This is a genomic window from Cytophaga sp. FL35 (assembly GCF_014349235.1).
In the GTDB taxonomy this organism is placed as follows: Bacteria; Bacteroidota; Bacteroidia; order Flavobacteriales; family Flavobacteriaceae; genus Euzebyella.
Genome location: NZ_JACSOH010000026.1, coordinates 23,241 through 48,190, shown reverse-complemented (window position 1 = coordinate 48,190; position 24,950 = coordinate 23,241). Strand labels below are relative to the sequence as shown.

Annotated in this window: 22 protein-coding genes; 14 read left to right on the top strand and 8 right to left on the bottom strand. The window is 45.4% G+C overall.

What is annotated here, in order from left to right; genetic code table 11:
* Positions 1–302 precede the first annotated feature (302 nt).
* The 8 genes from BIZ36_RS17120 to BIZ36_RS17085 all read right to left on the bottom strand — a co-directional run bounded on the left by BIZ36_RS17120 (position 303) and on the right by BIZ36_RS17085 (position 11,199).
* A complete protein-coding gene (locus BIZ36_RS17120) occupies positions 303–1,502 on the bottom strand; it encodes a hypothetical protein (RefSeq protein ID WP_099545113.1) in 1,200 nt (399 codons plus the stop codon).
* Entirely contained in the window at positions 1,503–2,333 is an 831-nt protein-coding gene (locus BIZ36_RS17115) for a serine/threonine protein kinase (RefSeq protein ID WP_187459115.1), read from the bottom strand.
* 5 nt (positions 2,334–2,338) lie between these two features.
* Complete coding sequence (locus tag BIZ36_RS17110; RefSeq protein WP_094997565.1) at positions 2,339–3,040, bottom strand: Lrp/AsnC family transcriptional regulator; 702 nt, start codon at positions 3,038–3,040, stop codon at positions 2,339–2,341.
* A 376-nt stretch (positions 3,041–3,416) separates the two neighbouring features.
* Complete coding sequence (locus BIZ36_RS17105; RefSeq protein ID WP_187459114.1) at positions 3,417–8,432, bottom strand: helicase-like domain-containing protein; 5,016 nt, start codon at positions 8,430–8,432, stop codon at positions 3,417–3,419.
* 6 nt (positions 8,433–8,438) lie between these two features.
* Positions 8,439–8,804, bottom strand: a complete 366-nt coding sequence (locus BIZ36_RS17100; protein ID WP_121848334.1) for a hypothetical protein — start codon at positions 8,802–8,804, stop codon at positions 8,439–8,441.
* Positions 8,805–8,816: 12 nt separating this feature from the next.
* The gene (locus BIZ36_RS17095; protein WP_121848333.1) at positions 8,817–9,131 is read right to left on the bottom strand and encodes a hypothetical protein; all 315 of its coding nucleotides are present in this window, start codon (positions 9,129–9,131) and stop codon (positions 8,817–8,819) included.
* Between the two features lie 3 nt (positions 9,132–9,134).
* Positions 9,135–10,394: a hypothetical protein gene (locus BIZ36_RS17090; protein ID WP_162987842.1), complete on the bottom strand. Its 1,260-nt coding sequence runs from the start codon at positions 10,392–10,394 to the stop codon at positions 9,135–9,137.
* Between the two features lie 10 nt (positions 10,395–10,404).
* Positions 10,405–11,199 carry a M23 family metallopeptidase gene (locus BIZ36_RS17085; protein ID WP_187459113.1) on the bottom strand — a complete coding sequence of 265 codons (795 nt, stop codon included), beginning with the start codon at positions 11,197–11,199 and terminating at the stop codon, positions 10,405–10,407.
* Positions 11,200–11,297: 98 nt separating this feature from the next.
* Here BIZ36_RS17085 and BIZ36_RS17080 point away from each other — a divergent pair, with 98 nt between their 5' ends.
* The 14 genes from BIZ36_RS17080 (at position 11,298) to BIZ36_RS17015 (ending at position 24,949) form a co-directional block, all read left to right on the top strand.
* Positions 11,298–12,509: a hypothetical protein gene (locus BIZ36_RS17080; protein ID WP_121848330.1), complete on the top strand. Its 1,212-nt coding sequence runs from the start codon at positions 11,298–11,300 to the stop codon at positions 12,507–12,509.
* A gap of 119 nt (positions 12,510–12,628) precedes the next feature.
* Entirely contained in the window at positions 12,629–13,441 is an 813-nt protein-coding gene (locus tag BIZ36_RS17075; protein WP_119648309.1) for a hypothetical protein, read from the top strand.
* 251 nt (positions 13,442–13,692) lie between these two features.
* Entirely contained in the window at positions 13,693–14,946 is a 1,254-nt protein-coding gene (locus BIZ36_RS17070) for a toprim domain-containing protein (RefSeq protein WP_187459112.1), read from the top strand.
* A gap of 45 nt (positions 14,947–14,991) precedes the next feature.
* The gene (locus BIZ36_RS17065) at positions 14,992–17,457 is read left to right on the top strand and encodes a type IV secretory system conjugative DNA transfer family protein (protein WP_187459111.1); all 2,466 of its coding nucleotides are present in this window, start codon (positions 14,992–14,994) and stop codon (positions 17,455–17,457) included.
* Positions 17,457–17,855, top strand: a complete 399-nt coding sequence (locus tag BIZ36_RS17060) for a hypothetical protein (protein ID WP_109649945.1) — start codon at positions 17,457–17,459, stop codon at positions 17,853–17,855. The genes BIZ36_RS17065 and BIZ36_RS17060 overlap by 1 nt, the downstream gene beginning before the upstream one ends.
* A gap of 173 nt (positions 17,856–18,028) precedes the next feature.
* Entirely contained in the window at positions 18,029–18,772 is a 744-nt protein-coding gene (locus BIZ36_RS17055) for a ParA family protein (protein WP_187459110.1), read from the top strand.
* Positions 18,773–18,774: 2 nt separating this feature from the next.
* Positions 18,775–19,215, top strand: coding sequence for a hypothetical protein (locus BIZ36_RS17050; protein ID WP_187459109.1), 441 nt, complete (start codon positions 18,775–18,777; stop codon positions 19,213–19,215).
* 125 nt (positions 19,216–19,340) lie between these two features.
* Positions 19,341–19,568, top strand: a complete 228-nt coding sequence (locus BIZ36_RS17045) for a hypothetical protein (RefSeq protein WP_187459108.1) — start codon at positions 19,341–19,343, stop codon at positions 19,566–19,568.
* Positions 19,501–19,857 carry a hypothetical protein gene (locus BIZ36_RS17040; RefSeq protein ID WP_187459107.1) on the top strand — a complete coding sequence of 119 codons (357 nt, stop codon included), beginning with the start codon at positions 19,501–19,503 and terminating at the stop codon, positions 19,855–19,857. Before BIZ36_RS17045 ends, BIZ36_RS17040 begins: the two co-directional genes overlap by 68 nt.
* 2 nt (positions 19,858–19,859) lie before the next feature.
* The gene (locus BIZ36_RS17035; protein WP_187459106.1) at positions 19,860–20,183 is read left to right on the top strand and encodes a DUF4133 domain-containing protein; all 324 of its coding nucleotides are present in this window, start codon (positions 19,860–19,862) and stop codon (positions 20,181–20,183) included.
* A complete protein-coding gene (locus BIZ36_RS17030; protein WP_187459105.1) occupies positions 20,168–22,774 on the top strand; it encodes a TraG family conjugative transposon ATPase in 2,607 nt (868 codons plus the stop codon). The genes BIZ36_RS17035 and BIZ36_RS17030 overlap by 16 nt, the downstream gene beginning before the upstream one ends.
* Entirely contained in the window at positions 22,771–23,400 is a 630-nt protein-coding gene (locus BIZ36_RS17025; protein WP_187459104.1) for a TrbJ/VirB5 family protein, read from the top strand. Before BIZ36_RS17030 ends, BIZ36_RS17025 begins: the two co-directional genes overlap by 4 nt.
* Positions 23,401–23,408: 8 nt before the next feature.
* The gene (locus BIZ36_RS17020) at positions 23,409–24,314 is read left to right on the top strand and encodes a type IV secretion system protein (protein ID WP_187459103.1); all 906 of its coding nucleotides are present in this window, start codon (positions 23,409–23,411) and stop codon (positions 24,312–24,314) included.
* An 8-nt stretch (positions 24,315–24,322) separates the two neighbouring features.
* Complete coding sequence (locus BIZ36_RS17015; RefSeq protein ID WP_094997547.1) at positions 24,323–24,949, top strand: hypothetical protein; 627 nt, start codon at positions 24,323–24,325, stop codon at positions 24,947–24,949.
* The last annotated feature ends 1 nt before the right edge of the window (position 24,950 follow it).

Sequence of the window (24,950 nt, the reverse complement as noted above, 5' to 3'; positions counted from 1 at the left end):
GTTGTTACAAGATACCCTCCAGAATCTTTAAATCATTGAAAATTAAGGATTTAAACCACAATCGACTTCTTCTTCCCCTCGCCACAAAATACGCCCCGAAGGGGCGTTGGAACCGGTGTTCGCTTATTGGAGGCGGGCGGGAATCATTGCAAATTTTTGGATGGACTTTAGGTAACCGTAAAAATTTTAGCGGAAGTAGTTTACGGTATCTATGGCAGGCTGTGTTGCATACGAAGTAGGGCTTTCGTTAATTCATGCGCTTTTCGTAGTTGATAACTGAGATGTATAAATCCATAGGAAATTTAAATAGAATCCCATTTGTGACTTAAGACCATTCCTCTTAATCTGTGAAAAACATTTAAAGCAGAAAGGTTGGAGTCTACAACATCCGAAAAATCCCTGTCTTTTCCTCGTATTCCATTGTCATTAAAATATTTGGTCAGTCTATCGGCTCCTTCCAGTCTTAATTTAATGGATTCCTTAGTCTCAATATAAGATTCTTTCACGGTATTTTGGGCTTGCATGCGTAAACATTGTAGATAGTGCCGGAAAGACTCTCGGTCGCCATATTTGACAGTTGTTGGTTGCGCACCAGAAAAGAGAATATCGGCATAACCAGAAAGGTTTTCTGTATCCGTTCTTAAATCACTCAAAATACCCAAACGTCTCGCAATATCTAAAAACGGTATCTGATATTCCGATAGGCTCTGAGGACAATAGTACCATGTTGACCTCCTACTAACAGAATCCTCCGGATTGTTGAACTTATTGGCATTAAAGCTCCTAACATTGAGCCAATTTCCGGATGCTATTGCATCGGTTTTCGTAAGTGCCAAATTGAGCATTTGATGATTGGCGTAGCCAACAACAACCTGTTTACCTTGAAGTTTTAAACCTGCGGTTAAATCCATTAGATTGACAAGCCAATTTGGGTTGTCAACCAAATAGCGATTGTTAGATGGTTCTGGTACCACATAGCAGCCTTGCACATTCCAAGTATCCATATATTCTAAAACATCGTGAATTGCCTCCTCAGAATTCATAGCTTCTTGAGATAAACACAAAGTGAAATAAATGTTTTCATGAACATTTAAATTCTGTGCTTCATTGATAATTAAAGTATGGTAGTTATACCAATTATCATTGATTTCAGAGCTTCTGCTTCCCGGTAGGATGAAAAATGGCGTTTCATAAGGGCTATTATACTCGTCCCTTAATACAGCGAGCATTCTTCTGACGTCGACCGAATTAAAAAGAGCTGTTGAATAATCCGATGGCCAAAACGAATGGGATGTCAATCTTCCATGGTCAGCGTGCGGCACATAAAATTGAGGATCAAAGACAACTTGACCACCTACTTTATGTATGTCCGGAACAAAACCGTTCATTTGATCTATGTCTTGATCTCTTGGACTCAAAATCACAGTGCCTGACTGCCAGTTCTTAATAAGGTGCTTGCAATGCGCCATCATTCCATATCCAAATTGAAGGTATAGTTCCATTTAATTTAAAGTAAGTGTTTCCTTTAAAGTGTCAAAAATAATTTTTGCCTCATTAGCCGTATTCGGCCTTCTATTTCTTCGATGGTCTCCTAAAAGACTAATAAAGGTAGAGAGTTGGAATTGTCCATCGCCTTCTATTCTCAGAGGCGGTAAAGATATATTCTCCAGTTTTCTAAGAACCTTAAAAATATCATTATCGACATCGACCATATAAAAATTTTGCCCCCTTAACAATTCATAACAAACCACCCCTATTGAAAAAAGGTCTGCGCGTATATCAATATCTTTTTTATAGTTTCTAAATTGTTCTGAGGATGCGTAACCCACTGTAAATAGGCCAAAGGGGTCATCAGACTTGGTTATGGATTCTAGATCAAGGTGTCTTGCTATTCCAAAATCAAGAAGCCAAAAGTTGTCATCATCGTCGAGGATAATATTCTCTGGTTTAATATCCCTATGCACCAGTTGTTTGTTTTCGGTATGAACAGCTATTTCGAGCATAGTGTCCAAAAACCGAACAATATCATTTATTAGGAACTTTCTGCCGTCATTTATGGCGTCCCTTAGATTTTGCCCTGAAATGTACTCTTCGACAATCCAAATAAATTCAGGGTCAGCTTCTTCGCAATTATGAGCGATGATTCTAGGTATATTCGGAGATTCGTCTAGTACGGATACCGCTCTTATTTCCCTTTTTGTTCGCTCTAAACTGTCAGAATTTGGAAAAACTTTCTTGAATACGATTTGACCATGTTCATCATGTGTACCTTGGAAAACTTCCTTTTGCCCCCCTTTTTTGATTAGATTTAAATCCTTTAATTCTTCTATCATAAAACTTACAAAGCTGATGCCAATTGACGGCCTATATATTCATTGATAATCCAAGAGAAATAAGACCCAGGTAGTTTGGCTTTTTTTGCCCTTACCTTCAATTTTGCGCCGTCTTCACTTTGAGATAAAATTCCAAGGTTGCCATTGATCGAAGACACTACATTCTCGGTTATGGTTTTATCAGGAAGCAACACATAAGAATGTGAGGAAAAGTTTTCATTTAACTGTGCTTGCTTAAACGCATTCTTCCAATCACTCATTTTAGCTTCGATGGAAATGATTTCACGTACAAAAAAGGAATTTTCAAAATCCTTTATTCTGGCAGTCATTCCGTTAAAGAATATAAGCTCTGCTTGCACCAGCTTTTTAAGGGATTTCTGAGCGGATTTTTCGGAGTACCCAAGTTGTTGAAGTATTCTTTTAAAACGGATACCTCTTTTACCATTTGAAGAAATATGGTGCAGGATTTTAATGTCTGTTTTATCGAGTTTGTTTCGCTTTGGCGACCAATCACTTTTATTAACATCTTCCCATACCACAATCAGAATATCTGGGATTCCTGTCTCAGCATAAACTTCCTTCAATATTTTAAACTTGTAATTTTTCTTCTCAAAGTTGTGAGTGTATTGATTTAGAAAAGTATTGACCAAGTCATTTTCAGGGCCTTCTTTTTCTTTCCTAAAGTTAAATTGCAAGTTATTGAGCATATAAATTTTGTTTTGAACAAAGATAACAACCTAAAGATAATTCCTTTTTTGTATTTGAACAGGATAATAAAAATAAAGAGTTTATCGCTCTTTGTTTTCAAAGAAAGTGCTAATAATAGGTTCTGAAAGGGTTAAATGAAATTTCTCCCTATTATATGCCGGACAAACAACTCCAATTTAATTTGAACTTCACAATCTCAGGAATCTCTGTAAGTTGCTTTTTAAAACAACCGCATAGCTATTGCCTAAGAAATATCCATTTTAAAGGGGCTGACTGTCAACATTCAACTACTTATTTATAAGGTAGTGTGGCTATATCTCACTTTAGGTGTGTTTACATTCTAAATTGGAATTTACGAAATAGTCTTTGCCGCGGTTAGACTTTGACTGCCCTTTTTCGTTTGAGCTCTTTGATATCCTGTCTTAATACCTGCATCTTGGCCGTTTTTTCCCGAGGGAAGCCAATGGCCGTTTTCTTTCTATGGGTCTCCATCGAACGTAGGTTATAGTCCAGATCGAATTTCTTGGAGCTGATTTCCCGTTTTACCTTTTGACATAGCTTGACGAGTTGCAGGGCCACTTTTTCCGGATCGAACCGTTGCTGTTTTCTGCCAGCGATGTGGATATTCCTGAACTCTAGCCGATAGCAATAGAGATAGTTGTGGTTTGAGGGAACATATTCCGCTTGAAAGACCAAATTGGCGTTCAGGGTTTGCAAGCGGGCAACTTGCTTGTGCTTTTGTATGTTCAGGTTCAAATTCGACCGTTCGACCATCGCCAGGCCCAATCCTTTGAAAAATGTTTTGGGTTCCCTTATGTTATGGACACGCGATTCGAGTTCGGAACCCGAAACGAGACCTAGCAAACTTCTTTGCAACTGGCCCATGTCCTCGGGTTCGATTTCATCCATGGGCAGGTTCAGCTGGCTGATCGTATTTTGCGCCCTCTCCAAATCGGCCACTTGGGAAACAATATGTTTGTTTTCCTTTTCGATGCGCTCGATGGCTTTGAAGGAATTGGCCTTGTTGAGCTCGTGCAACCGCTTTTGCGATTGTAGAAACTTTAGGTCATCCGAAAGCTTGACGAGTTGAAACTGGTCCATATCTCCAATCAACGCGGCCTGCATCTGTTCATAGGACAGGCTCTTGTCATCGGGAACGAGGTCGTCATAAATGCGCTTGTTCGGATCGGCCTCCCTGATCTGTTCCCGAAATCTTTCTTTATGGGTATTCAACGAATAGGAAAAGATGTCCGTGGAATCCTTGATGCCGTAAAATCGCTCCACCACCGTATTGCCATAGATTTGGGCCACTTCATTTCCCTTGCGCAGGCCCCGTCCGGCACGTTGGTCGAAGGCATCTGGGGAATAGGGAATGTCCATATGGAAGATGCCTACGACCCGTTTTTGGATATTCGTGCCCGTACCCAATACCTGTGTACTACCGAGTGCCACCCTAATCTCTCCATTTCGTATCTTTTCTTGCATGAAATCCGTTTTGTTCTTCGCCTTTTCCTCTTGGGCCAAGGCAATTTCATGGGCTGGAATGCCATAGTCTTCCCGAAGGATTTCACGGACAGTTTCATACGAGTTATATTGTCCAGGTTTCCAAACGTTCAGGTCGGAGAACACCAAGCACACCCCTTTGTGTTCCGATGTTTTTTTATAAAGCCCGGCGACATCCCGGCACAGACGCTGGAGTTTGAACTGATCGAGTTCCGAAAAATCAATGGCGAGATTGTCCTTTGCCAAAGGGTCGATCAAAAGGGACCGGTTGATATTGAGTGCCGTTATGTGGGCGGACTTCATTTGATCCTCGTTGTAAATGGGAACCTTGAACAGGGCATTTTGGTTCCGATCCTTGGTAAACCTGAGCGAGGCCTGTTTGAGTTCCTCATAGGCTGGTGTCGACTCTAAAATGATAAATTCCCTATCAACCTCAAGGTCATGGGTCCTGAAATGTTTGTCCCTGCAGATATGGGTAAAGGAGTTATACATCTTGCTCAGTTCGGGCAGGTTGGTGTAGTATCGAAATCGAGCGTGCATCCTCGGATCGCCAAAAATATTCGGTTCGATGCTAACGCTCTGCTTCAGGAAAATCGAGGCCCAGGCATCGAAATTGAAGATGTTCTTGCGCTTCAGTGCCGCAGGGGTAAGGTAGCGCTGGTAGGCATACAGTTCGGTGACCGAGTTTTTCAAAGGGGTACCGCTATAAAAAAAGATGTTTTTGTCGGGACCCATCCTATGGTGGATGGATTTTATGCTGATTTCGAGATCTAGGTTCCTTTGACTGTCCGAATGGTTGTTGAGGCCGGAAACGTTCTGGTGTCGGGTCGTGAAACCGATGTTCTTGAAATAATGGGCCTCGTCGATCATCAAGGCCTCGATGCCTAGATCGGTCAGGGTCGTTTCCGTCTCCCCGGACCGTTCCTCCAATTTTTTAAGGGTCGCCTGTAGCTTGTCCTCCAAATGTTCCTTCCTTTTGATCAGGCCCTTAATCAGTTTTTTGGATTCCTTGATATTTCCGTATTCCCTCGCAGTTTGCAGGTCCTGTTCAATCATGTCGATTTTTTCCCCAAGGATATCCATGACGAAATGCCTTGATTTGGGAATCTGTTTTAGATGGCCGTGCTCGGCGATGATAAGGTCGATCGCCCTATGGTTTTTGATCGTTCTCAATGTTTTGGTCCTTTTGTCCTTTGCCATGTTCTTCGAACTTAATCGGAGGATGATCAGTTGGGGGAAATTGGCCCTGATCTCGGCCTCGATCTGGGGGGCCACACTCTTTAAGGTCAATAGCAGGGTTCTCCTGCTCTTCCCGTGCTGTTTCAGCTTATGGGCCAGCATGGCCATGGATAGGGTCTTGCCCTTTCCGACCTGATGATCGTTCAAGGCACTCCCTTTGGTAAGCCCGAAGAGGGTGGAGTCGATCTGATGCTGGTAGGGCGGGTAGACCAAGGTATCGGGAAAGGTGAGCCATCCCTTGGGCACCGTGATATTGACATCGGCCAAAAAGGCCTGGTAATAGTTGTTCTCAATGGTGGCCTTCAACTCTTGCCGCCCTTCGATAAAGGACTTGAAGTGGAGCTGCAGCTCCTCGTAAAGATTTTGGGCCATCAAGGTGGCATCCTTGTCCAATTTCCTAATGGTCTTTCCAGATCGGTCCTTGTAGGAAGTAAAAATGACCGGATACCTATTTTCCGCAAAATGTTGCAATATCCGTTTATAGTTCGCCTTGACCTCATGGCGGAGCACCACACTGAATCGTTCGTGGGCCTCTTGGTTAAAGTCCCTTGGGAACATCAAGGTCAAGGTGGAGTTGAACTGCGCCATATTGATCTGAACCTTCTCGCCTATGAGTTCCTCCAAAAAGGACTCTTTTGCGGAAATAGGAATAAAATGGCTTTCGAAATTGAACTCGATATCGTCCAGGTCCAACTTTGCGGGAAGCAGTTCCGTCAACGCCCGTTCCATTATTTCCGTTTCGATTCCGAATGGCGGAGGATGCTTCCTGACATGTTCGATTTTGTCCTGGATATAGCCACTGGAAAATAAAAAATAAGGGACTAAGGCATAGCCCGCTTCGGATTCCGTATCGGGCTCCAAAAAAAAGGAACGGGTCTCCAACCCGTCAAGCAACAGTTCCTTTTCGGTGGTCTTGAAGGCTCTTGCCATGGCAGCTATATCGATCTGTCCGTTATGGTCAAATTGGTAACGAGCCATTTGTTCGGGATTCTCGAATCGTGGTTCCTTCGAGTTGGATAAATCTGGGCCAGTTTCGGCAGGAACAGTTTCATTGGGTTTTGCCTTAGTATGAGGAGCCTTTAGAAATCGTTCCAAGGTAAACGACGGATTTTTGCCATAACCCTTTCCGTCCTCCTTTTTCTCAAACTGTTGGCGGACCTGCTCGAAATAATGGTCGTCCTTCAGAAATATGAGATGCCCCTTCAGGAATCCCCACTTAAAATGGAAGGTGTCCAATTGGTAGTCCAGGTCCTGGAAGCGTCGGGCAACTTCTTGCTCCGGAAGTTCCCTTTTTTCGATATTGAGGTTGAGCAGTACGAGCTCGTTCCGCATACGGGCATAGTCCGCCACCAATTCCCTGATTTTATGGGGTACCTTTCTTGTGCTCTGTGGGTCGGTGTAAAACAACACTTCGCCCTTCTTGTTAAAATTGTAGGTACCAAAAAACAATCGGGAGTATTGTTTGGCTTCTTTATCGTGCAAGGCAATCGGAGGTAAAACCGTATCGACGATAGGAGGCGTTGGTGGTGCTGTTGTTTGTTCCTCGGCTATGGCCTCCTTTGGCAAGGGTTCCGGTTTTTTCGGTATATCTAAAGGTGCCGGACCGACCTCGAACTTGAAACCATCGGATTGTCCTTCCAGAAAACTGGACAGGAGTATTTCGTTGGGTTCAACGACCATACTTGGCCTGCTGTGGAAAAAGCCGAGCTTGGGCTTACCGTGGACGTTCCCCGGATTGTTCTTGAAAAAAAGATTGGTCAGAAAGGATTGACCTTCCAGTTCAACGGCTTCGGTATCCGCAAAATCCATTTCGTCGGCGGACAGCGTTTTTTTGTTGGAAGTCCTTCGGTAAACCAATAGATCCGATACGACCTTGGTGCCCTCCTTTACGAACAGATCGGTGTTGAAACGGTTGGCCAGGAGTAGGTCGTTCTCCAACAATATAGACTCCCTAAAGTCATTGTAGGCACTTCGCTCGGCAAAGGCCGAAGAGGTAACCAAGGCCGTGATACCGTCATGGCGTACCATCTTCGGCGCATAAAAATTAAAATAATTGCCCACATTCTTGAGCGGACCTTCCGTCAGGTAATCGTGTCGATAGGCCTTGGTGATGGGAATGTCGCCAAAAGGGATATTGGTCATGACCAAATCGAAACGGGTCTTATCCCCTAAATCCAGAAAAAAATCCTCAAAAGTGGTGTTCAGTACGGTTACACGGTCGTTTTTTTGGTTATTGGACTTGAGGATCTCAAAGGATAGGATATCAGGTTCCAAAGCCGTGATTTGGGCTTCGGGGAACGCCTTTTTCAATTCCTGCACATAGGCCCCATTGCCCGCCGAGGGTTCCAGTATGGTCTTGGGTTCAAACCCGTTCTTTTTTAGAAGACCGATTTTATATTCGATAAGGGTCTTGGGCGTATAGTAGCTGGTCAGATGGTACCGCCGCAACGAATCCAGGATTTCCCTGAAGGTCTCCGGAAAAGCCTGTTCAATCGTCCGCAGCAACTGTTTCCCTTGCTCCTCTTTTCCGGAGGGAGGATAGAACAACAGTTCCCCCAACTTGGCAAGTCCGGAATTGTTGATATAATAGTTCTTGGGATTCGATGCCTTTATCAAGGCAACGATCTGGGCCAAATGTTCCTGTTTCATCCCGGACTATTGAAGCGATTTCAGAATCTCCGCCCTTCCCTTTGGGTGTTTTTCGTTCAGGGCCCGATAGATGTCCGACAGGGCTTCATTGGCATGTTCCAGCGCAAGGGGCATGATGTGGCCGTCCTCAAGAAACTGTTCCTGCAATTTGGCGTGCAGGATATGGGCATTGATGGCAAAATCAAAACGGTATTCCGCGGCATCCAAACGGGCGGTAAGGTTCGGATAGGCCTCCAACGCGTAAAAACAAAAATGAAGGTCGGGACCGCATTCCCCGCTGGCAAGCTGGCGCTCCCAGTCCTTGATCGTTTCCGGATGTTCAGTTCGGAACCTTTGGGTTTCCGAGGTAAGCAATAGTTCTTCCTGTGTCATGGATTGTATTTTTTAAGGTTTGTTCGACGGTGTAAAATCAATTGTGTATTCGATGTTTCGCCATGGAGTTTCGTTCAATTCGATAAGGTGTTCGTACAAGGCGTTCTTGAACAGCATCACGCCGTCAAGTGAATCTAAGCGATAGAAAACGTGTCGACCCTTTTCGGAGCGGATGAAAAGCTCATAGGCCTCTTTCTCGGTGCTTTGGCTACATGGTGATAATATATCCGAAGTAAAATCCAACAACGTGGTAATACTGTCCATAAGGAAAGCATCCCGTAGTAGGGGACGGCCGTTTATATCGAAAATCGTTATCTCAAAAAGCATGGTTCAAATGGAAATTTTAATTTGTCTTTTTTTCTTTGTCCCCAATGGTTCCAAGGGATTGGTATGGTTCATATATTCCCTATAGCTATGGTAGTATTCGGGATGTTTGCTTTTTAGATTGGCAATGGGCCTATATTCCTTGAGTTCTGGTTTCTTGCCGTTTTTCGACAATGCAAAGTAGGTTTTACCTGAACCGTAATGCTTTTTTAGCAGTAGGGTATCATTGGTCTGCCGCAAGGGAATCTTGTCCACATCTATGAGAAAGTCTTTCTTCTCGATAAGGTTTTTGACGACCTCGTACTTTAACCGTTTGGGTGCGCTTTTGGATTCCAAAAAATCATCCAGCAATGTCCATTGCTTTAAAGCATCGATACCTCTTATACTGTCCGTAGCCTTTAGGTATAATCTGTTCCCATGAATGCCGAGGGAAACGCCGTATTTGGTCTCGGCCAAAACGGTTATCGATTTTTGTCCGAGCAGGGATCGGAACTCCTTTACCGAGAGGTAGCGTCGATTTTTTTCATTGGCGACTTTTAGATATGGCACCAGTACGACCACGTTTTTTCCTAGGGTTGCGGGAACGAAGAGTCCCTCCAAGCCTTGTTCGATCTGAATAGGCAACGTTTTGGAAAATTTGGGTAGTTTATCGCCAGGCGGCCCTAGAGTTTGGATGCCATTTTGTAGATGCCGATTGTATGAGTAAATATTACTTAAAGTATCGTTGAAAAGGTGGAGCAGCCTGTTTTTGGTCTGCATATCCAAATGGTCGACATCCCTTTGGAAATACCTGTGCTTCATAAACAAATGATCGGATCTGGAAGGATACAGGTGTTGAACTCTTTCCTTTAGTAGCGAAATGGAATAGTTGCGCCAGACCGGACAATTGTTCACATGGGTAAAGGATATATATGTCCTATTCTCTACACTATTATAGCCCAATAGCAGTTTCATCAGCTTATTTTCGTTTTCATGGATGGATATGCGACCTATAGGGGTAATATTCCGGTCTTTTTGGAACAGCCGGTCTTTACTTTTTAAAAGGGCCAACTGCTCTTTCAGTGCCGTATTGATAAAACCCGATTCGGCCAATTTGAGATCACGGACATATTGCAACTTTCTGAGGTCGTTCAATTGATCGGTCGGAACGGCCTTAAATTCAAATTTTTTAAATGCACTGAAGTCGGGGTCCAAAAATCGGGACACAAAATTTTTGATCCTGTGGAAGAGTTTAATGGAATTGCGAATAGTGAGGTACGATTTCATGGCTATCGGTTCAATCGATTTTTAAATTGGAATACGCCTCATATTTTATATTGAATGAAGGTGCGGGATTTATCCTGTTGCCGTCCTTAATGACTTCGTAATGCAGATGGGGGCCAGTGGAAATCCCCGTACTCCCAACGGTTCCGACAAAATCATGGGCATCGAGTGCTTCCCCGAGTTCGACCGCCACGGATTCCATATGCCCGTATAGGGTACTGAAACCATAGGCATGTGAAATGATGACATGCAGGCCATGCCCATTGGGATTGTTTTCGATATGGGCCACCCTTCCGGCAGCGGTACAATAGATCGGGGTATCCTTTTCCGCCGCCAAATCGACCCCAAAATGCTTCCTAGTGACCTGATGGATGGGATGGTGGCGGTTTCCATAGGAACTTGAGAGTACATAGTGCTCCCGGAACAGGGGAACCGTCGAGGGCACACTGTCCAAGATTTCCGGGCGCAAGGGCAAAAACGGTTTTAACCGGTCCATTTGCTCGAAATTTTCCAAGTCGTGCAATAATTCGTTGAGCCGTTGATAGATCAGGTCTTCCCTTGATTCCTCGGTCATGGGTTTGTTTATTTGCCTTGTTAGCTTTCCAAGGTCTTTGGTATTTTGGGGATTATTGTAAAAAAATCGATTGGCGGCGATACAAAGAAAGAACACCCCGACAAAAATCCAGTAACTGCTGTTCTGTGGGGTAAAATGACCGCTATCCGTGGAATTGGTGATGCCGCCCACTTTTTGGGCGTATCCCTTTATCCAACCAATCGAAGATTTTTTAATGTTCTTCCATGTGCTCATAACGAATTTATTGCGAAGAATCTTGACAAAATTTTGATTATTACAAATTTTACTTATATTTGTAGTAATTATTGCAAATATATGTAATTTTTACAAATATGAATAACACATGGCGAAAATTTGATGCAACGCTGGATCTACCGGCCCTAATGGATTATTTTGGGCTTGTGGTGCAACGAAAAACGAGTACCATTATATGCTACCAAATCGGGAAGGAGCAGTATATCGTCATAAGGACCGAGTTCGGATATCGCTATTACAAACCGAGCGGACCCAAGACAAAACTGACCGTTTTTGACTTTATATTGGAACGGCTTTCCCGAACGGATGCAGAGGCGAGAACGGGTCTGTGGACTAAAATCGAGGATTTCTATGTAGAGCTTGAAAAAAAATCGGAATTTTTTCTAAATGACGGCTCCAAAAATTCACTTGAAGTTGTTGACATCGGTTTCAATCATTTTGAAGCACTGACCGAGGAACTTTCCCTAAGGCCGAAAATCCTAGCAGGCGTCGGTTCCGACATTTTCCAAGATTGTATCTACGAAAATCCGGAGGGCCAATTGTATTTCCCCTATCGAAACTTAGCCAACACCCTTACGGGATATGCCATGGACAAGGAAGGGAAGCTTTCCCTGATAGCGGAAAGCGATATTTCCAAATCCGTTTGGTTCAGTAAGGTCCCCGATACCATCAAGCATTTAGTGGTACTGCGCAACCCCATGGAGGCCATGGCCTTTCATCGAAGGTTCCGATTGGAGAATGTGGTCTACCTTACGATATCCAACATCAATTACGAGACCTCGAAACTACTGGTGCAGATCCTGAAGCGTACGAAGCTGAAAAAAATGGTGCTCAGTTTTACCGGATCATCCAAGATCGAAGGCTATATCCACGACCTGATGCTCATTTCCTTTATCAACGACTCGCGTTTTTTGTTCCGGGTGGGCAAGGACCATTTGGCCGTCCGCTTCGATCCCGAAGGGCAGAAACCGTTGGCCAAGCTGCACAATGAGGTACTAAAATACAACGGTAGCTTGGCAAAGGAATATATCAAATACAACAAGGTGCCCGACCAATCCCTTTTGAACAGGAAGAGCATCGTGCTGACCAAGGAAAAGCAGTGGGTATCGTGCCGTATTCCCTTTGAGGTCAACGCACTTCGCTATTTTCTCTGGAGCTATTACCGAAACTATATGGACAAGACCGTTGAGATCGTTAAACCCGTACACGCCAATTGGAGGCTGGAGTTCGAAGCGAACGGGGTCTATGTCGGAACCGAAAAATTAAAGGCCTTTAGGATGGCCGTATAAATAAAGGGGGCGCTCCCGCCCCCTTCAATCCTTAATTCCGGACATGAAAAATGGAAATGTCATATCCAGAATTACAAAGTTAACAATTGTTTATTAATCCTTAATTTAAAACTTGAAAAATGGAAAAACAAGCACAGCAGGTTTTCGTAAAAGTGAACCAACGGTGGCAACGGGCTACCGTAACCGGAGAAAAGGACGGAAAGGTATCCGTCGTGAACAACGAGGGACAATCGTTCAAAGTGCCCAAAAAAAAGAAGTATTATGAACCCATCGAATCCAAGGACCAGAAATTTGCTTATAAAGACCTCGAAGAACAATTGAAGGGCCATTATATCAGCTATAAAAAAATCCTCCCGAACGTACGCACAAATCTGACCGAGGGACAGGAGCATTTCCACGAGTCCACCTATATCTCCGAGGGCGAGCTCAAGGAAAGTGCCAAAATGATACAGATGGTATATGACCGGAACTTGGGTACTAGACTGGACGTCCAGTACCGTAGAAATGAAAAGGTAACTCTGGACGAGGCATGGGCCTATAACCATACTTTCAGCGCCGATGAGTTCGAGCGCATGGTGGACAAAAAGGAGTTCGTGCTGTTCCAGGGAAGCACCAACGACGGCGAAGTGTTCCAAAAATTGGCCTATTACGAGCCAAAGGTACAGGATATCCGTACCAAACCGGCACTTTCCACGAACACCTATTTTTATGGGGTAAAGTTGACGGCGAAACAGGCCGATGCACTCAACAGGGGCCAGGAGCTCGAAATGGTCATCAAGAGCAAAGTCCACGGGAACAAACCGTATTTGGTATCCTGGTCCCCGCGCCGACAGACCTTTATTACCAAAAAAGTCGATTTGGAAAAGGCCAAAAAGCTTGAGGTCAACCCCGGCGAAAAAAAAAAATCGCGCGGCCGAGGCATGAAAGTCTGACCGATTGACCTAACAATGGGCCGTCCGTCACGGACGGCCTTCTTTTCATCCATACTATCTACAAAAGCAAATAACCTCAGGGCAACCCTACGAGGCATTCACAATGAAAAGACTTACAATTATCGAGATAAGTCTTTAGCATTTAAATCTCGATTACTGACTAAAGTTTGGGACATAACCGCATGTAATGCTCCCAAAAAAACCATGCCTATATGAAAAATTATGCCGAAAATCCGGAGCACTACAAACGGTTGATCGCCCAGATCGATCGTGAGGTCGATTTTCCCGGATACCTGATCGCACAGGGCTACCAATTGCTCAAGAAAAGTTCGGGTTCACAGGAATTTGGCAAGGAGGCGGAACGCCTCGTCCTACAGACAAAAAGAAATCCCGTAACCTATTTCAATCGCAACGACTCTTCGGACAAGGGGCGATTTTTCAAATACCTCCACAAACGCTCCGCCAATTTTTACGAAGCCGTAAAACAGGGACTGGGCATCATCCAAAGGGATTATCCCGAACCTTCCCCGGCCAAGGTGCACCAAAAGAACAACAGGCATATCAGCTTGGAAGATCGTTATCATATCGGCCCCTTGACCAGACCGAACTATTTAACGGAAGGTCGCGGACTCTCCATAAACACCCTCCAATCCGAAGCCTTCAAGGGCAGGATCTTCAATGCCTTCCACGTCAGTGATAACAAGGGCCGCATCGCCAATATCGCCCTTCCCAAATATGGGTTGGACGGAAAAATCAAGAACTATACGCTTTATAATAGGCCCTATCGGGACAGAAAGGACGGAAAGGTGAAAAGGTTCCGCTTGTTCCTCAACGAGCGTTATGAATACCTTTTCGTTTCCAATCCAAATATCAACGCAGAAAAAATAGTTTGTGTGGAGAGCGGTTTCGATGCCATGGCCTACCATGAACTGCACGGTTGCCCAAAAACATTCTACATCTCCATGTCGGGCCATATCGACGAGCGGAAACTCGAACAGTTCCTCCAATGGAATCGTACGGTAGATCCATCCCATACGCTCCCTCTTCTTTTGGCCTTTGACCATGATATCGAGGGGATGCGCTACGACCTTATTCTTTTGAGCCATTGGATCAATCGAAAGTCCAACCGGGTATTCATCGAAACGGATTGGAAACGCCCCGTGATGCGTTTGAAACTGAACTATCTCACCAAATCCATTGCTATCATGGAACGGGATACCGATTACATCAATGAACGGATTTCCAGAGGTTCTCACGGAATGCCCGAAGGTCTTCAAAAAGCCGTCTGCTATCGCGACAAGGTGCTTTGGGAACTGGATTTGGAAAGGATAGTCTCCCTCCCCCAACATTCCAGAACCTATTGGCGGCTGGCAGTGGAGGCACTTTCCCAATGCTTCGCACAGGGTATCCTGAAAATGGACAAATGCCCCACCATGAAGGATTGGAACGAGGAACTGATCTCGGTAAAAAAAAAGTCCAGTTGTCGGCTAGTGAATCTACTTTAAAAACTGTCATGGACAGACCGAGGAAAACCCAAAAAAGAAAAGGACATGCAAGATAAGAACAAGGGCTATATGGGCATGTACCTATCCGCTTTCCACTTCGCCATTATCCTATTCCGGGAGCAATATGCCCTGTACTTATTCCATTACGGGCATCAGGGATTCTCGGATAACATCCATTCCTTTCTAGTACGGTCCGGGCTACCGTCCCAAGGCATGGTCGCCCGTCTGCTCTTGCTGGGGCTTCTGATGGGCGGTATTATGATGTACCGTCCGGTCAAAAAAGAGGAAGTCGGTCGCAGAAAAAGTGTTGCGGGCTTTCTCGTGTCCTTGGCCTTGCTGTTCGTTTCTTGGTGGTGCCACGGTGCTTCCGAACTAGGGATGTGGGCCTCCATGATATTTCTTTCATTGGCCTACTTGGGATTGATGACTTTCGGGATGCGATTGTTCCAGTTTTTGGACTTCATGAACTTGGCAAAAAATGACCCCTTTAACGATACGAAGGAAACCTTCGAGCAGACTGGGGAGCGTATAGATACCCCATATTCCGCCAATATCCCATATACCTATTCGCACGATGGGAAACAACGGAAAGGATGGATTAATTTTGTCAATCTTTTCAGGGCGTTGTTGGTCATCGGCACTCCGGGGAGCGGCAAATCCTTTTCCGTTATCGAGGAGATCATGGCCCAGTTCATCGACAAGAAATACGCCATGGTCATCTACGATTTTAAGTTTGATACGCTGACCCGTAAGGCGTACGGTTATCTACAGGAGGCCATAAAAAAGCATGGGAACGATTCCGAAATGCCTTTCCCGAAGCTCTACCGAATCTGTTTTGATGACCTTCGGATGACGCACCGGAACAACCCCATGGATCCCTATGGGCTGGTCAATCAGTCGGATGCCATCGATACGGCCACGACCCTTATGAAAAACCTGAATCCCGAATGGATAAAACGGCAGGACTATTTTTCACGTAGTGCCATCAGTTATACAGGGGGCTGTATCTGGTATCTCAAGAAAAAATCGGAAGAAACGGGCAGGTATCTCTGTACCCCGGGGCATTTGGCCATTCTGACCACCGTAAAGATCGATATATTGATGGAAATCATGACCAAGGACGTAGAGGTACGCCAAATATTGGTTCCTTTTCGGGACGCATTGGAAAAGGAGGCCATGGAACAACTGTCTGGCCAGACCAGTACGGTCCAGATAAGCCTTTCTAGTATTGCGACCAAGGAAATTTTCTATGTGATGTCGGGCAACGACTTCAGTCTTGAGGTGAACGATCCCCGGTATCCCAAAATCGTATCGCTACAGAACAATCCCGAACGGAAGGAAGTCTACTCCGCACCCTTGGGCCTGTACATGAACACCATTCTCAAGCGGGTAAACAAACCTGGCAAGCGGCATATGGCATTGCTTATCGACGAGGTACCCACGTTGTTCATCATGTTGTTGCGGACCATTATCGATACCGGGAGGGAAAACAAGATCGCCACCATTTTGGGGCTTCAGAGCGTCGGACAGCTTATCCTGGATTACGGCCGGGAACTGGCCGATGTCATCTATGATAACTGTGCTAACCTTATCTGTGGTGCGGCCAAAGGCGAGACGGCCAAACGGTTGAGCGAGCTTTTCGGAAAGATCCATCAAGAAAAGGTCTCAAAGAACACGAGCAGTTCAGATGTAAGCACCAATCTGAGCACACAGATGATGGAGCTTTTGCCCAAGAGCAAGATCGCATCCATGTCTACCGGACATTTCGCAGGGTTGGTGGCCGATACTTTCGAGCATCAGATCAAGGAAAAGAAATGTTATGGCCAGTTGCTCCCAGACATCGAAGGCAAGCGAAGGGCCATGAAACACAAGTTGCCCGTTGTCAAGGATTTCAAACCGGAGAATTTCGGTGAACTGTTCCAAGCGCAGATGAAGCTCATAGAGGAACTGGATTTACAGAAGAACGTCTCGGGCTTGTTTACCAAGGAAATCGGGTACATCGAATTTTATGGTACGCGTCTGGAAGAAACGGCCAAAAATGCATTTACCAATGGTACCAAACGCCGAATTTTTAAGGATGTGGTCAAGGAGCTTCGCCTGTTCGATTTCAGGGAGGATATTCTGGAACTACTGAATACTGGTCCAAGGGGTGCCGATTGGCAAAGGTTATTGGCCTATATTGTGGAGGAATTTTTGGTACGTACGGAAATGGACCGTGTGGCCCAGGCCGAATTCGACAAGATCATCGGTGAAGTGGACTGCTTGGTAAAAGAAGAATATAAGGCCGTTACGGGAAAAGAGCTTGAGAGCGCCATATTTGACGAAAAGAAAATAAATGGTGAAATTGCAAAATCAATCGACAACTCCGAGGCGGCCGTAGAAAAATTCATGGACGATTTCGGGAAGGAACTTGATGAGTCCCTGTCCCAAAGTTTGGCAGCTTTGCAGGAAGAGACGGAGTATAATTTTGAAGAGGAATTTTCCTCGTATCCCATAGAAAATTTTGAATAATGGACATTGAATCGATCATCAATCTGGACTCCAAGGATTTGGGGTATATCGGGGAACGCTTAAAGGAAATACGTCTTGAACTGGTGGAATTGGACGATGTCGAAGACAAACGGTTCAGTCAGTTTTCGATGACCAACCTAAGCGATTACCTGAACATGGACCGTACAACTTTGGCCAATGTGGAGCGCGGTTCCTCAATGGTCAATTCCATCAAGATCATCCTCTATTTCTACAGTTTGGGCTATAATCCCATTTGGATTCTGTTACCCGATAACGAGTTCGTGCAAAAACGTAACCTTGGGGAAAATATGGTCTACCAAGAAGGGCTTCGCGAGAAATACCTTGAGCTGGAGGAACGGGTTTCAGAGGCCATGAAAGATTTCAAATCGTCCTTGTAAATTTTGCATTCGAAGTAATTTCTTGCCGTTAAAAAGATTTAGGTTCAATATCCCCATTATTGTCCGCAACAATCTACGTATGCTTTGTTCAATTGCTGTATAGCAATGTCCATAGCATTATACAATCATTGCTATATAGCAACGTATAGTGCAATAGATATTCAATGCTATATATGGATATAGTTTCAAATGTTCATAGTGTCATATGGCCATATGATACTATGGTTTTAAAAAGTATATTTATGGAAACAAAAATAATTTCATGTACGGGGGAAAAGGGCGGTTGTGGCAAGACGACCCTGAATATCATCTTGGCCACCAACCTTTTCCACTTGTACGGGAAGAAAGTGGTATTGATCGACATGGATAATCCCCAGTACTCTGTGTACAAAAAGAGGAACCGAGATCTTGGACAGGTAGGTTCGACCGAAATGCCGATGTTTCCCGTGGAGCGGGCAACGGTCCAGACCTTGGAACCGTTGATCAAAAAATATTATGGTACCGTGGATTTTATCATCGTCGATTTCCCCGGAAACCTTAACGAGGAAATGGTAAGGGGGCTGCTGTATGTCGAACATATCTTCATTCCCTTTTTCCTTGACGAACTGGAAATCGACAGTACGGCGGTGTTCTACAAAACACTGCAACGGAACTATCTATGGAACGAAAATCGGGTACTGCGGTCCATCAACCTGTTCTTCAACCGCTACGAGCTGGTCAAGGTCAATAAGTTCAATGCGGTAAGGAAAACCTTGGCGAAAGCGGGGATGCCCATGATGGAACAGGTCGTCATGGAACGGACCGTGTACAGGGAGCGATACCGGAATACCCTGATTCCTATTCCCCCGACAAAAGAGAACGGGGAACTGGGGCTAAAACGATTTATGGAAGAGGTCATGAGAATTTCAAAAAATTAAAAATGGGCAAAAAAGTAAATGTTAAGGACTTGCTGGAATCGGCCATCCTAGAGAATACGGATACCAAGGAAGAGGTCGAGGGACTTAGGAAACAACGGCACGGCACGGTCGGGAAAGACGAAAGAAACGATGATTACGTTAAAGATGGTAACACGCATAGGGCCACGGGACGTACATTTCCCTTGGCAAAGTTAAGCCGTAGGGAACAAAAGAAGGTAACGGATTTCGAGACGTTGCTGGAGCAAAACAATTATATCGACAAAAAGGAGCAGTTTATCTTTAGGTTGAGCAAGACCTGTTTTGAGGACTATGAGCGACTGGCCAGCGCATGCAGCTACAAGTTGGAAAAAAAGGTCTCGCGCAACGATATCATGCGAAAGGCCTTGGAGATTTACCACCAAGAAAACATTCGGGAACTTCAACGAATTATCGACAAGATTTGAATTGGCAGTGGGAACATATCGTCTATGCCGTCATCGGTATCCTGTGCCTGTTGTGGTACCTATGGGTCTTTGTCATACTTAAAAAATCAAAAAACGAAAAAAATGTTCAGGAAAATGATTCATATATGCAAAAATCACATATATTTGTAAAAAACACATCTTCAAAGGATAAAGATATGGACCAGTTACTCAACCGTGTCGATGAGAATGAAACCAGCTCCGAGCTGTTGGATATTTTCAATGCGTCCGATAAAGATGTTCAGAATGAATCCTTAATTCCAGAACATGAAAAATTCAAGATTATCAAAAATTCCGAGTCCCCTCTGGAACCGGAGGTGGACGACTCCGATTAAAGTCTTCCTGACCCTACTTCTTATTGTTGCTTTCCATTCGGCCGGCTTTGCCCAGATCGATGAACTGGTCGATCAGGTCAACGAGGCGGAACAGGGTACGGCACAGATAGGGAACAGTATTTTCCGCATCATCAAGATTGCCGCAGGTGTACTTCTGGCCATCGCGGCACTGGCCTTTCTCATCATCAGGGAACAGAACCAGGACATGGCCCGTAAAGTGGGCAATGCCATTGTGGGGCTCGTTATTTTCTACGGCCTTATCGAGATCGGGGAAAACTTGGCCAACTGATCATGGAAAACAAGCTGGTCAAAATTCCAAAGGCCCTGCAAAAGGACGTCTCCTTCTTTGGGCTTCGCGCTAAATATGTGGACCAAGCCTTTAGGGGCTCGTTCCTATCCCTGATGGTAGGGCTGTTCCTCAGCACGGTCATCCCGACCTTTCTGAGCCTTTTGCTTTCCTTCTGTACCGCGGCACTTTATATCGTACTCATGCTTTTCTATTCAAAAGCATACGGGGAAAATGGCTTTATCAAGTCCCGAGCGGACAGAAAGGGGCCGGATACCCTTAAAGGCCATGTCAACAAAAAAATGTTGGTACTATGGAAAAAAGATTGAATCTTCTGGATGCCTTTCCCATTTATGGTTATGAGGCACCGATTTTGGTATCCAAGGAGAGAGGTTGCCTGAGCATTCCGCTGCAATTGGAACTTCCCGAAATCTACACTTTGGACAGCAAGGACTATCTGAACCTGAACCGGATAGTCTCGGGTATCATGGAAATCCTGGGCGAGAACTGTCTTTTGCACAAACAGGACCTCTTCTTCGGGGAAACCTATTCCATGGACCGACAACGGTTGGAACGAGATTTTTTCGAGACCGAGGACGAACGCTATTTCAAGGACCGGCCGTTTTTGGAGCACCGGTGCTATCTGGCCATCCATAAAGTGCCCAAAAACTATATCGGCCGAACGCCTATCGGGGCCAATTCCTTCTTAAAAAAGGAGCGACGGTTCTATGGCCAAAGCTATGTTCCCGAAGAATACCTCGATGGGGACACAATGGCGGATTTCGAGGCCAGGGTCGGTGCCGTCAACGACCTTATCAACGATTCGGGCCTGATGAGCTCAAAAATCCTTGATTCCGAGGGACTTTTCGGTCGAGCGGGCTATTACGATAGTTATCTGGAAGCGGGCTACGGGGAAGGTACGGGCAGGGATATCGATTTTTCCGACCACGGGCTGGGGATCGGCGAAAAACAGGGACAATACTTCACTTTGGAAAATCTGGACCAGTTCTCCAAGGAGGATATGGCCTTTCACGAATATTTCGGAAAATACAGTACAGGAGACAACCTCTTCCCCATAGGGAACCTGTTTTCCTTGGGATTCAGGATTCCACAGGAACATATTGTCAACCAATATATCTATATACCCGAAAAGGAGAAGGCCATGGCCAAACTTAGGTCGAAGGCCAAACGTCTGGACAAATATGCCCGCAACCGCAAGGGGGATAAGAACAGCACCTACCGGGACCAAATCTATGAGTTCCAGCAGCATATCCTGAACGAGCATAAGGAACTGGTCTATTATCACTTGAACGTATTGGGCCTTTCTAGCTCCAAGAAGTCCTTTAGGTCGATGTGCAATTCCGTCCGGTCGGCTTTTCGAAAGCTGGGCATTCATGTCAAGGAAAATACCGTGGACCGAAAAAATCTCTTTTTCGGGGGTATCTTGGGCAACGGCATTGGGTTGAGCATGGAACTCTTCAGTCCCTTTTCCTCGGAGATGGCGGCCAGCCTTTGGTATTTTGAAGGGGGATATCGAAACAGGATGCACGGCCCCCACGGACTGCGCATGGTCGATAGGGCCACGGGAAAACCTTTGTTGGTAAGCCTCTACCGCGATCCCGAGGCAAAAGACTGGATCTTTAACCGGGGCATGCTCATCGCCTCCGGATCCGGTGGCGGAAAGACCTTTTTTGCCAATGCCTATTTGTTCTCCGAATATCGAGAGGGAGCGGAAATCCTGATTCTTGAGAACGGGAATTCCTATGACAAGTTGCTGGACCATCTGGATGGGGTCATCATAGAGAACGACGACAAAAATCCCTTTACGTTCAACCCCTTTATGCTGGATTCAGGGGATATGGTAGAAAAAGATGGCCAAGAGATGCTTACCGAGCACAAGCTGACCCAGCTTATCGCATTGGTCTATCTTCTGTTGGGACGAAAGGACAATGCAATGGACGACGGTCATGACAGTGCGGTAATCCAGACCATTATCGAATTGTTGGTACAGGGATATTATCGGGACCAGTTTATCAAGGATAGTCCCGATAACTCCTTCAACACTTTTTATGGGTATTCGGAAAGGCATTTGGAGCGGCTTATGGATTCCAAGGGCATACGAAAGGAAGTCTTCGACCCCAATCTGTTTTTACTGCTCTTGGGCAAATATGCCCACGATGGCCCCAGGGCATACCTGTTGAACAGTAGGGACAAAAGGATAGCCCAATTGGGCCGTGAAAGGTTGGTCTACTTCAAACTCGAAAACCTGATCGAAAACGAACAGCTCTTTCCGATCCTGGCGTTCCTGATGATCGATGTGTTTGACAAAAAACTGAAGGATCCCAGAAAACTTTCCCTAAACAAAATATTGGTCGTTGACGAGGCGTGGAACCTGTTCGACAATCCGATTATGGCCAACTACTTTGACGCCAAGTCCAGAATGGCCCGAAAATATGGAGGCCAGCCCATTTTTATCTCGCAAAAGGTAAGCGATTTTGTCAAATCCAAGTACATCGGCAATACCATCGTGGTGAACAGCCATATCAAGGTGTTGCTGGACCTCGGCGAGTTCGGTAATTCCTTTGGGGAAATCCAACGATTATTGGGCCTGAACGAGAAACAGAAGCAACTGATCCTATCCATCAACAAAGATTTGCCCATGGGCCGAAAGCTACGGGAAATGGCGATTTGTTGGAAGGACCGCGTCAAGGTGTTCGGATTGGAAACCTCGTTGCCGACCAAATGCCTATTCGAGACCAACCCCAACGAAAAAGCGAAGATCAACCGTCTCCACGAAAAACATGGCCGTGATTGGGAAAGAACGACCAACGCCTACAAACAGCTGCAAAACGAACTGGCGGAATCCGGTTCGGGGAATTTGAACGGCATCGATTATAACCCTAAAAATAAAAAACGATGAAGTATTTAAAACCAAAAATTGTATACCTAAAAATTTTGATCGGGCTACTCCCTTACTTTGGGGCCGCCCAGATTCCCGTGACCGATGTGGCGGCAAATGCCCAACTGGTCATCCTCAATCAAAATGTGGCCACGCTGAATTCGCAACTGGTCACCTTGAACTCGACCATGGGCAAGCTTTTGGCACAGATGGAACGGAACGTTACCGCAAATTCCAGTGCCTCCAAAATCCTTAGCCAAGACCTAACCGCAAAAAGGACCCCCGCCAGCTATGTCATGGGAAGTCCAGAAATGAACGAGCTATATGACTTGAAGGACAAGATCGTGGAAGCCTATAAGGGTACTCAGAAAAATCTGCGCTCTTTCGCCAATCTGGAAAAGGTGGAAAAGGAAAGGGCGACCGAAACCTTGGCCGATGCCCTGGTACAGGTTACCTCCTTGGTCTCCCAAGGATCGCATATCGCCTCCACGGGCGAAATCATCGAATCGGCCGACCGGCTTTCGGCACTACGGTCAATCTTGGACAAAATGGACAGCGTGCTGGAAACCATCATAAAGGTCAATACCTCGCTCTTGCAAAAAAACGAACACCGCAAAGCGGTTTATTCCTTGATCAAGACCAATTGATGTACGTTATGCAATCGGATACAGGTTTTAGGGTAACGGTCAACACGATATTCGACCAATATATCGATGATGCCTTTGCCAATTTGGGGCCCACCTTGGGCATTGGTTTTCAAATGGCAAAGATCGGGTTGGGCATTTTCGCCATCATGCATTTTGTGGGCAATGATCGCGCCGATGTGTTCAAGGCCCTAAAGTGGTTTCCCTTGATGTTCATCCTTTTCAACTACTCCGAGTTTGCACACGCCATCTTTGAATTCTACAACAACCTCGGTTCCTCGTTTGTCAGCACCCAAAAGAACTGGGATACCATCGGGCAAAAGGTGGCCCTGGCCCAAATCGATGTGGCAGCCAACAATGTGGTAGAATGGAACATGTTCAGCATGGATATCGATGCGCTACAATCCTTTGCCCTTACGGGTCTGGCAGGTTCCATAACAGCCTTCGCACATATTATCTCTACGCTGATTTTCGTGGGCATCAAGGCATTGGCCACCATTTACCTGTTCATCCTTATCATTTTCGGGCCGATCAATATCGGGCTTTCGTTCATTCCCGCCATTTCGGGCCTTTGGAAAGCCTGGTTGCAAAAGTTCATGAGCCTCTGTCTATGGCTTCCCATGTTATATGTAGTGGATATGTTCATGGTCAACCTTGTCGATGCGCTCGTGGACCATTTGTTGCGTAACAGTGACTACGACCTAGGATTGATCTTGAGTTCCTCCCTCCTGGTCTTGATGACCTCCTTCTTTTACATCAAGGCCCCTACACTGGCCAACTTTGTAGTGCAGGGACTCAATATTTCGGGCGGTGGCATCGTCTCAAAGCCCAAGCATTACGGCAAAAAAGCAATACAAACGGTCATCGATGCCAAGAGCGGCGGGGCCACAAAAGCGGTTAGGACACTAACGCAATAATTAGGATTATGAAAGGAAAATACGAGATATTCAATGATATCGCCCAAAGTAGGAGGCACAATAACCGACTGGTATATAGCTGCTTGATCTTAATGATAGCGGTCTTCGCGATTGCCATCTATTTCGTGGTATCGGCCCATGAGCGTGCCAACAATAACGCCTATGTGCTGCACGGTGGGCAACGCCTCCCTATGGTACCGATAAGGGATGCCAAGGAAAACCTCGAAATTCTTTGCGAAGGTCACGTCCAAAACTTTCATGAACTGTTTTTCTCGTTGGAACCCGATCTGAACCTGATCAAAAGAAACATAGAGGAAAAAGCCTTGTTCATGGTCGATTGGTCAGGCAACCGTTTATATGCCCGTTTGGTCGAAAAAAAATACTTCCATGATGTGGTAATGCGTGACTATCACTACTTTGTGGAACTTGATTCGATCCAGATCGACTATGCAACCTATCCGTTTCCGTTTACTTTTTACGGCAAACAGGCCATAGAAAAAGGCAAATCCACAACGTATAGGAACTTGGTCACTAAGGGGCACCTGAAAAAAGCGGGCATTACCCCAAACAACCTGAACGGCATCAAGATTATCGACTTTGAGGTCGTGGACAATTCCGATCTCGAGCGTAGGTAAC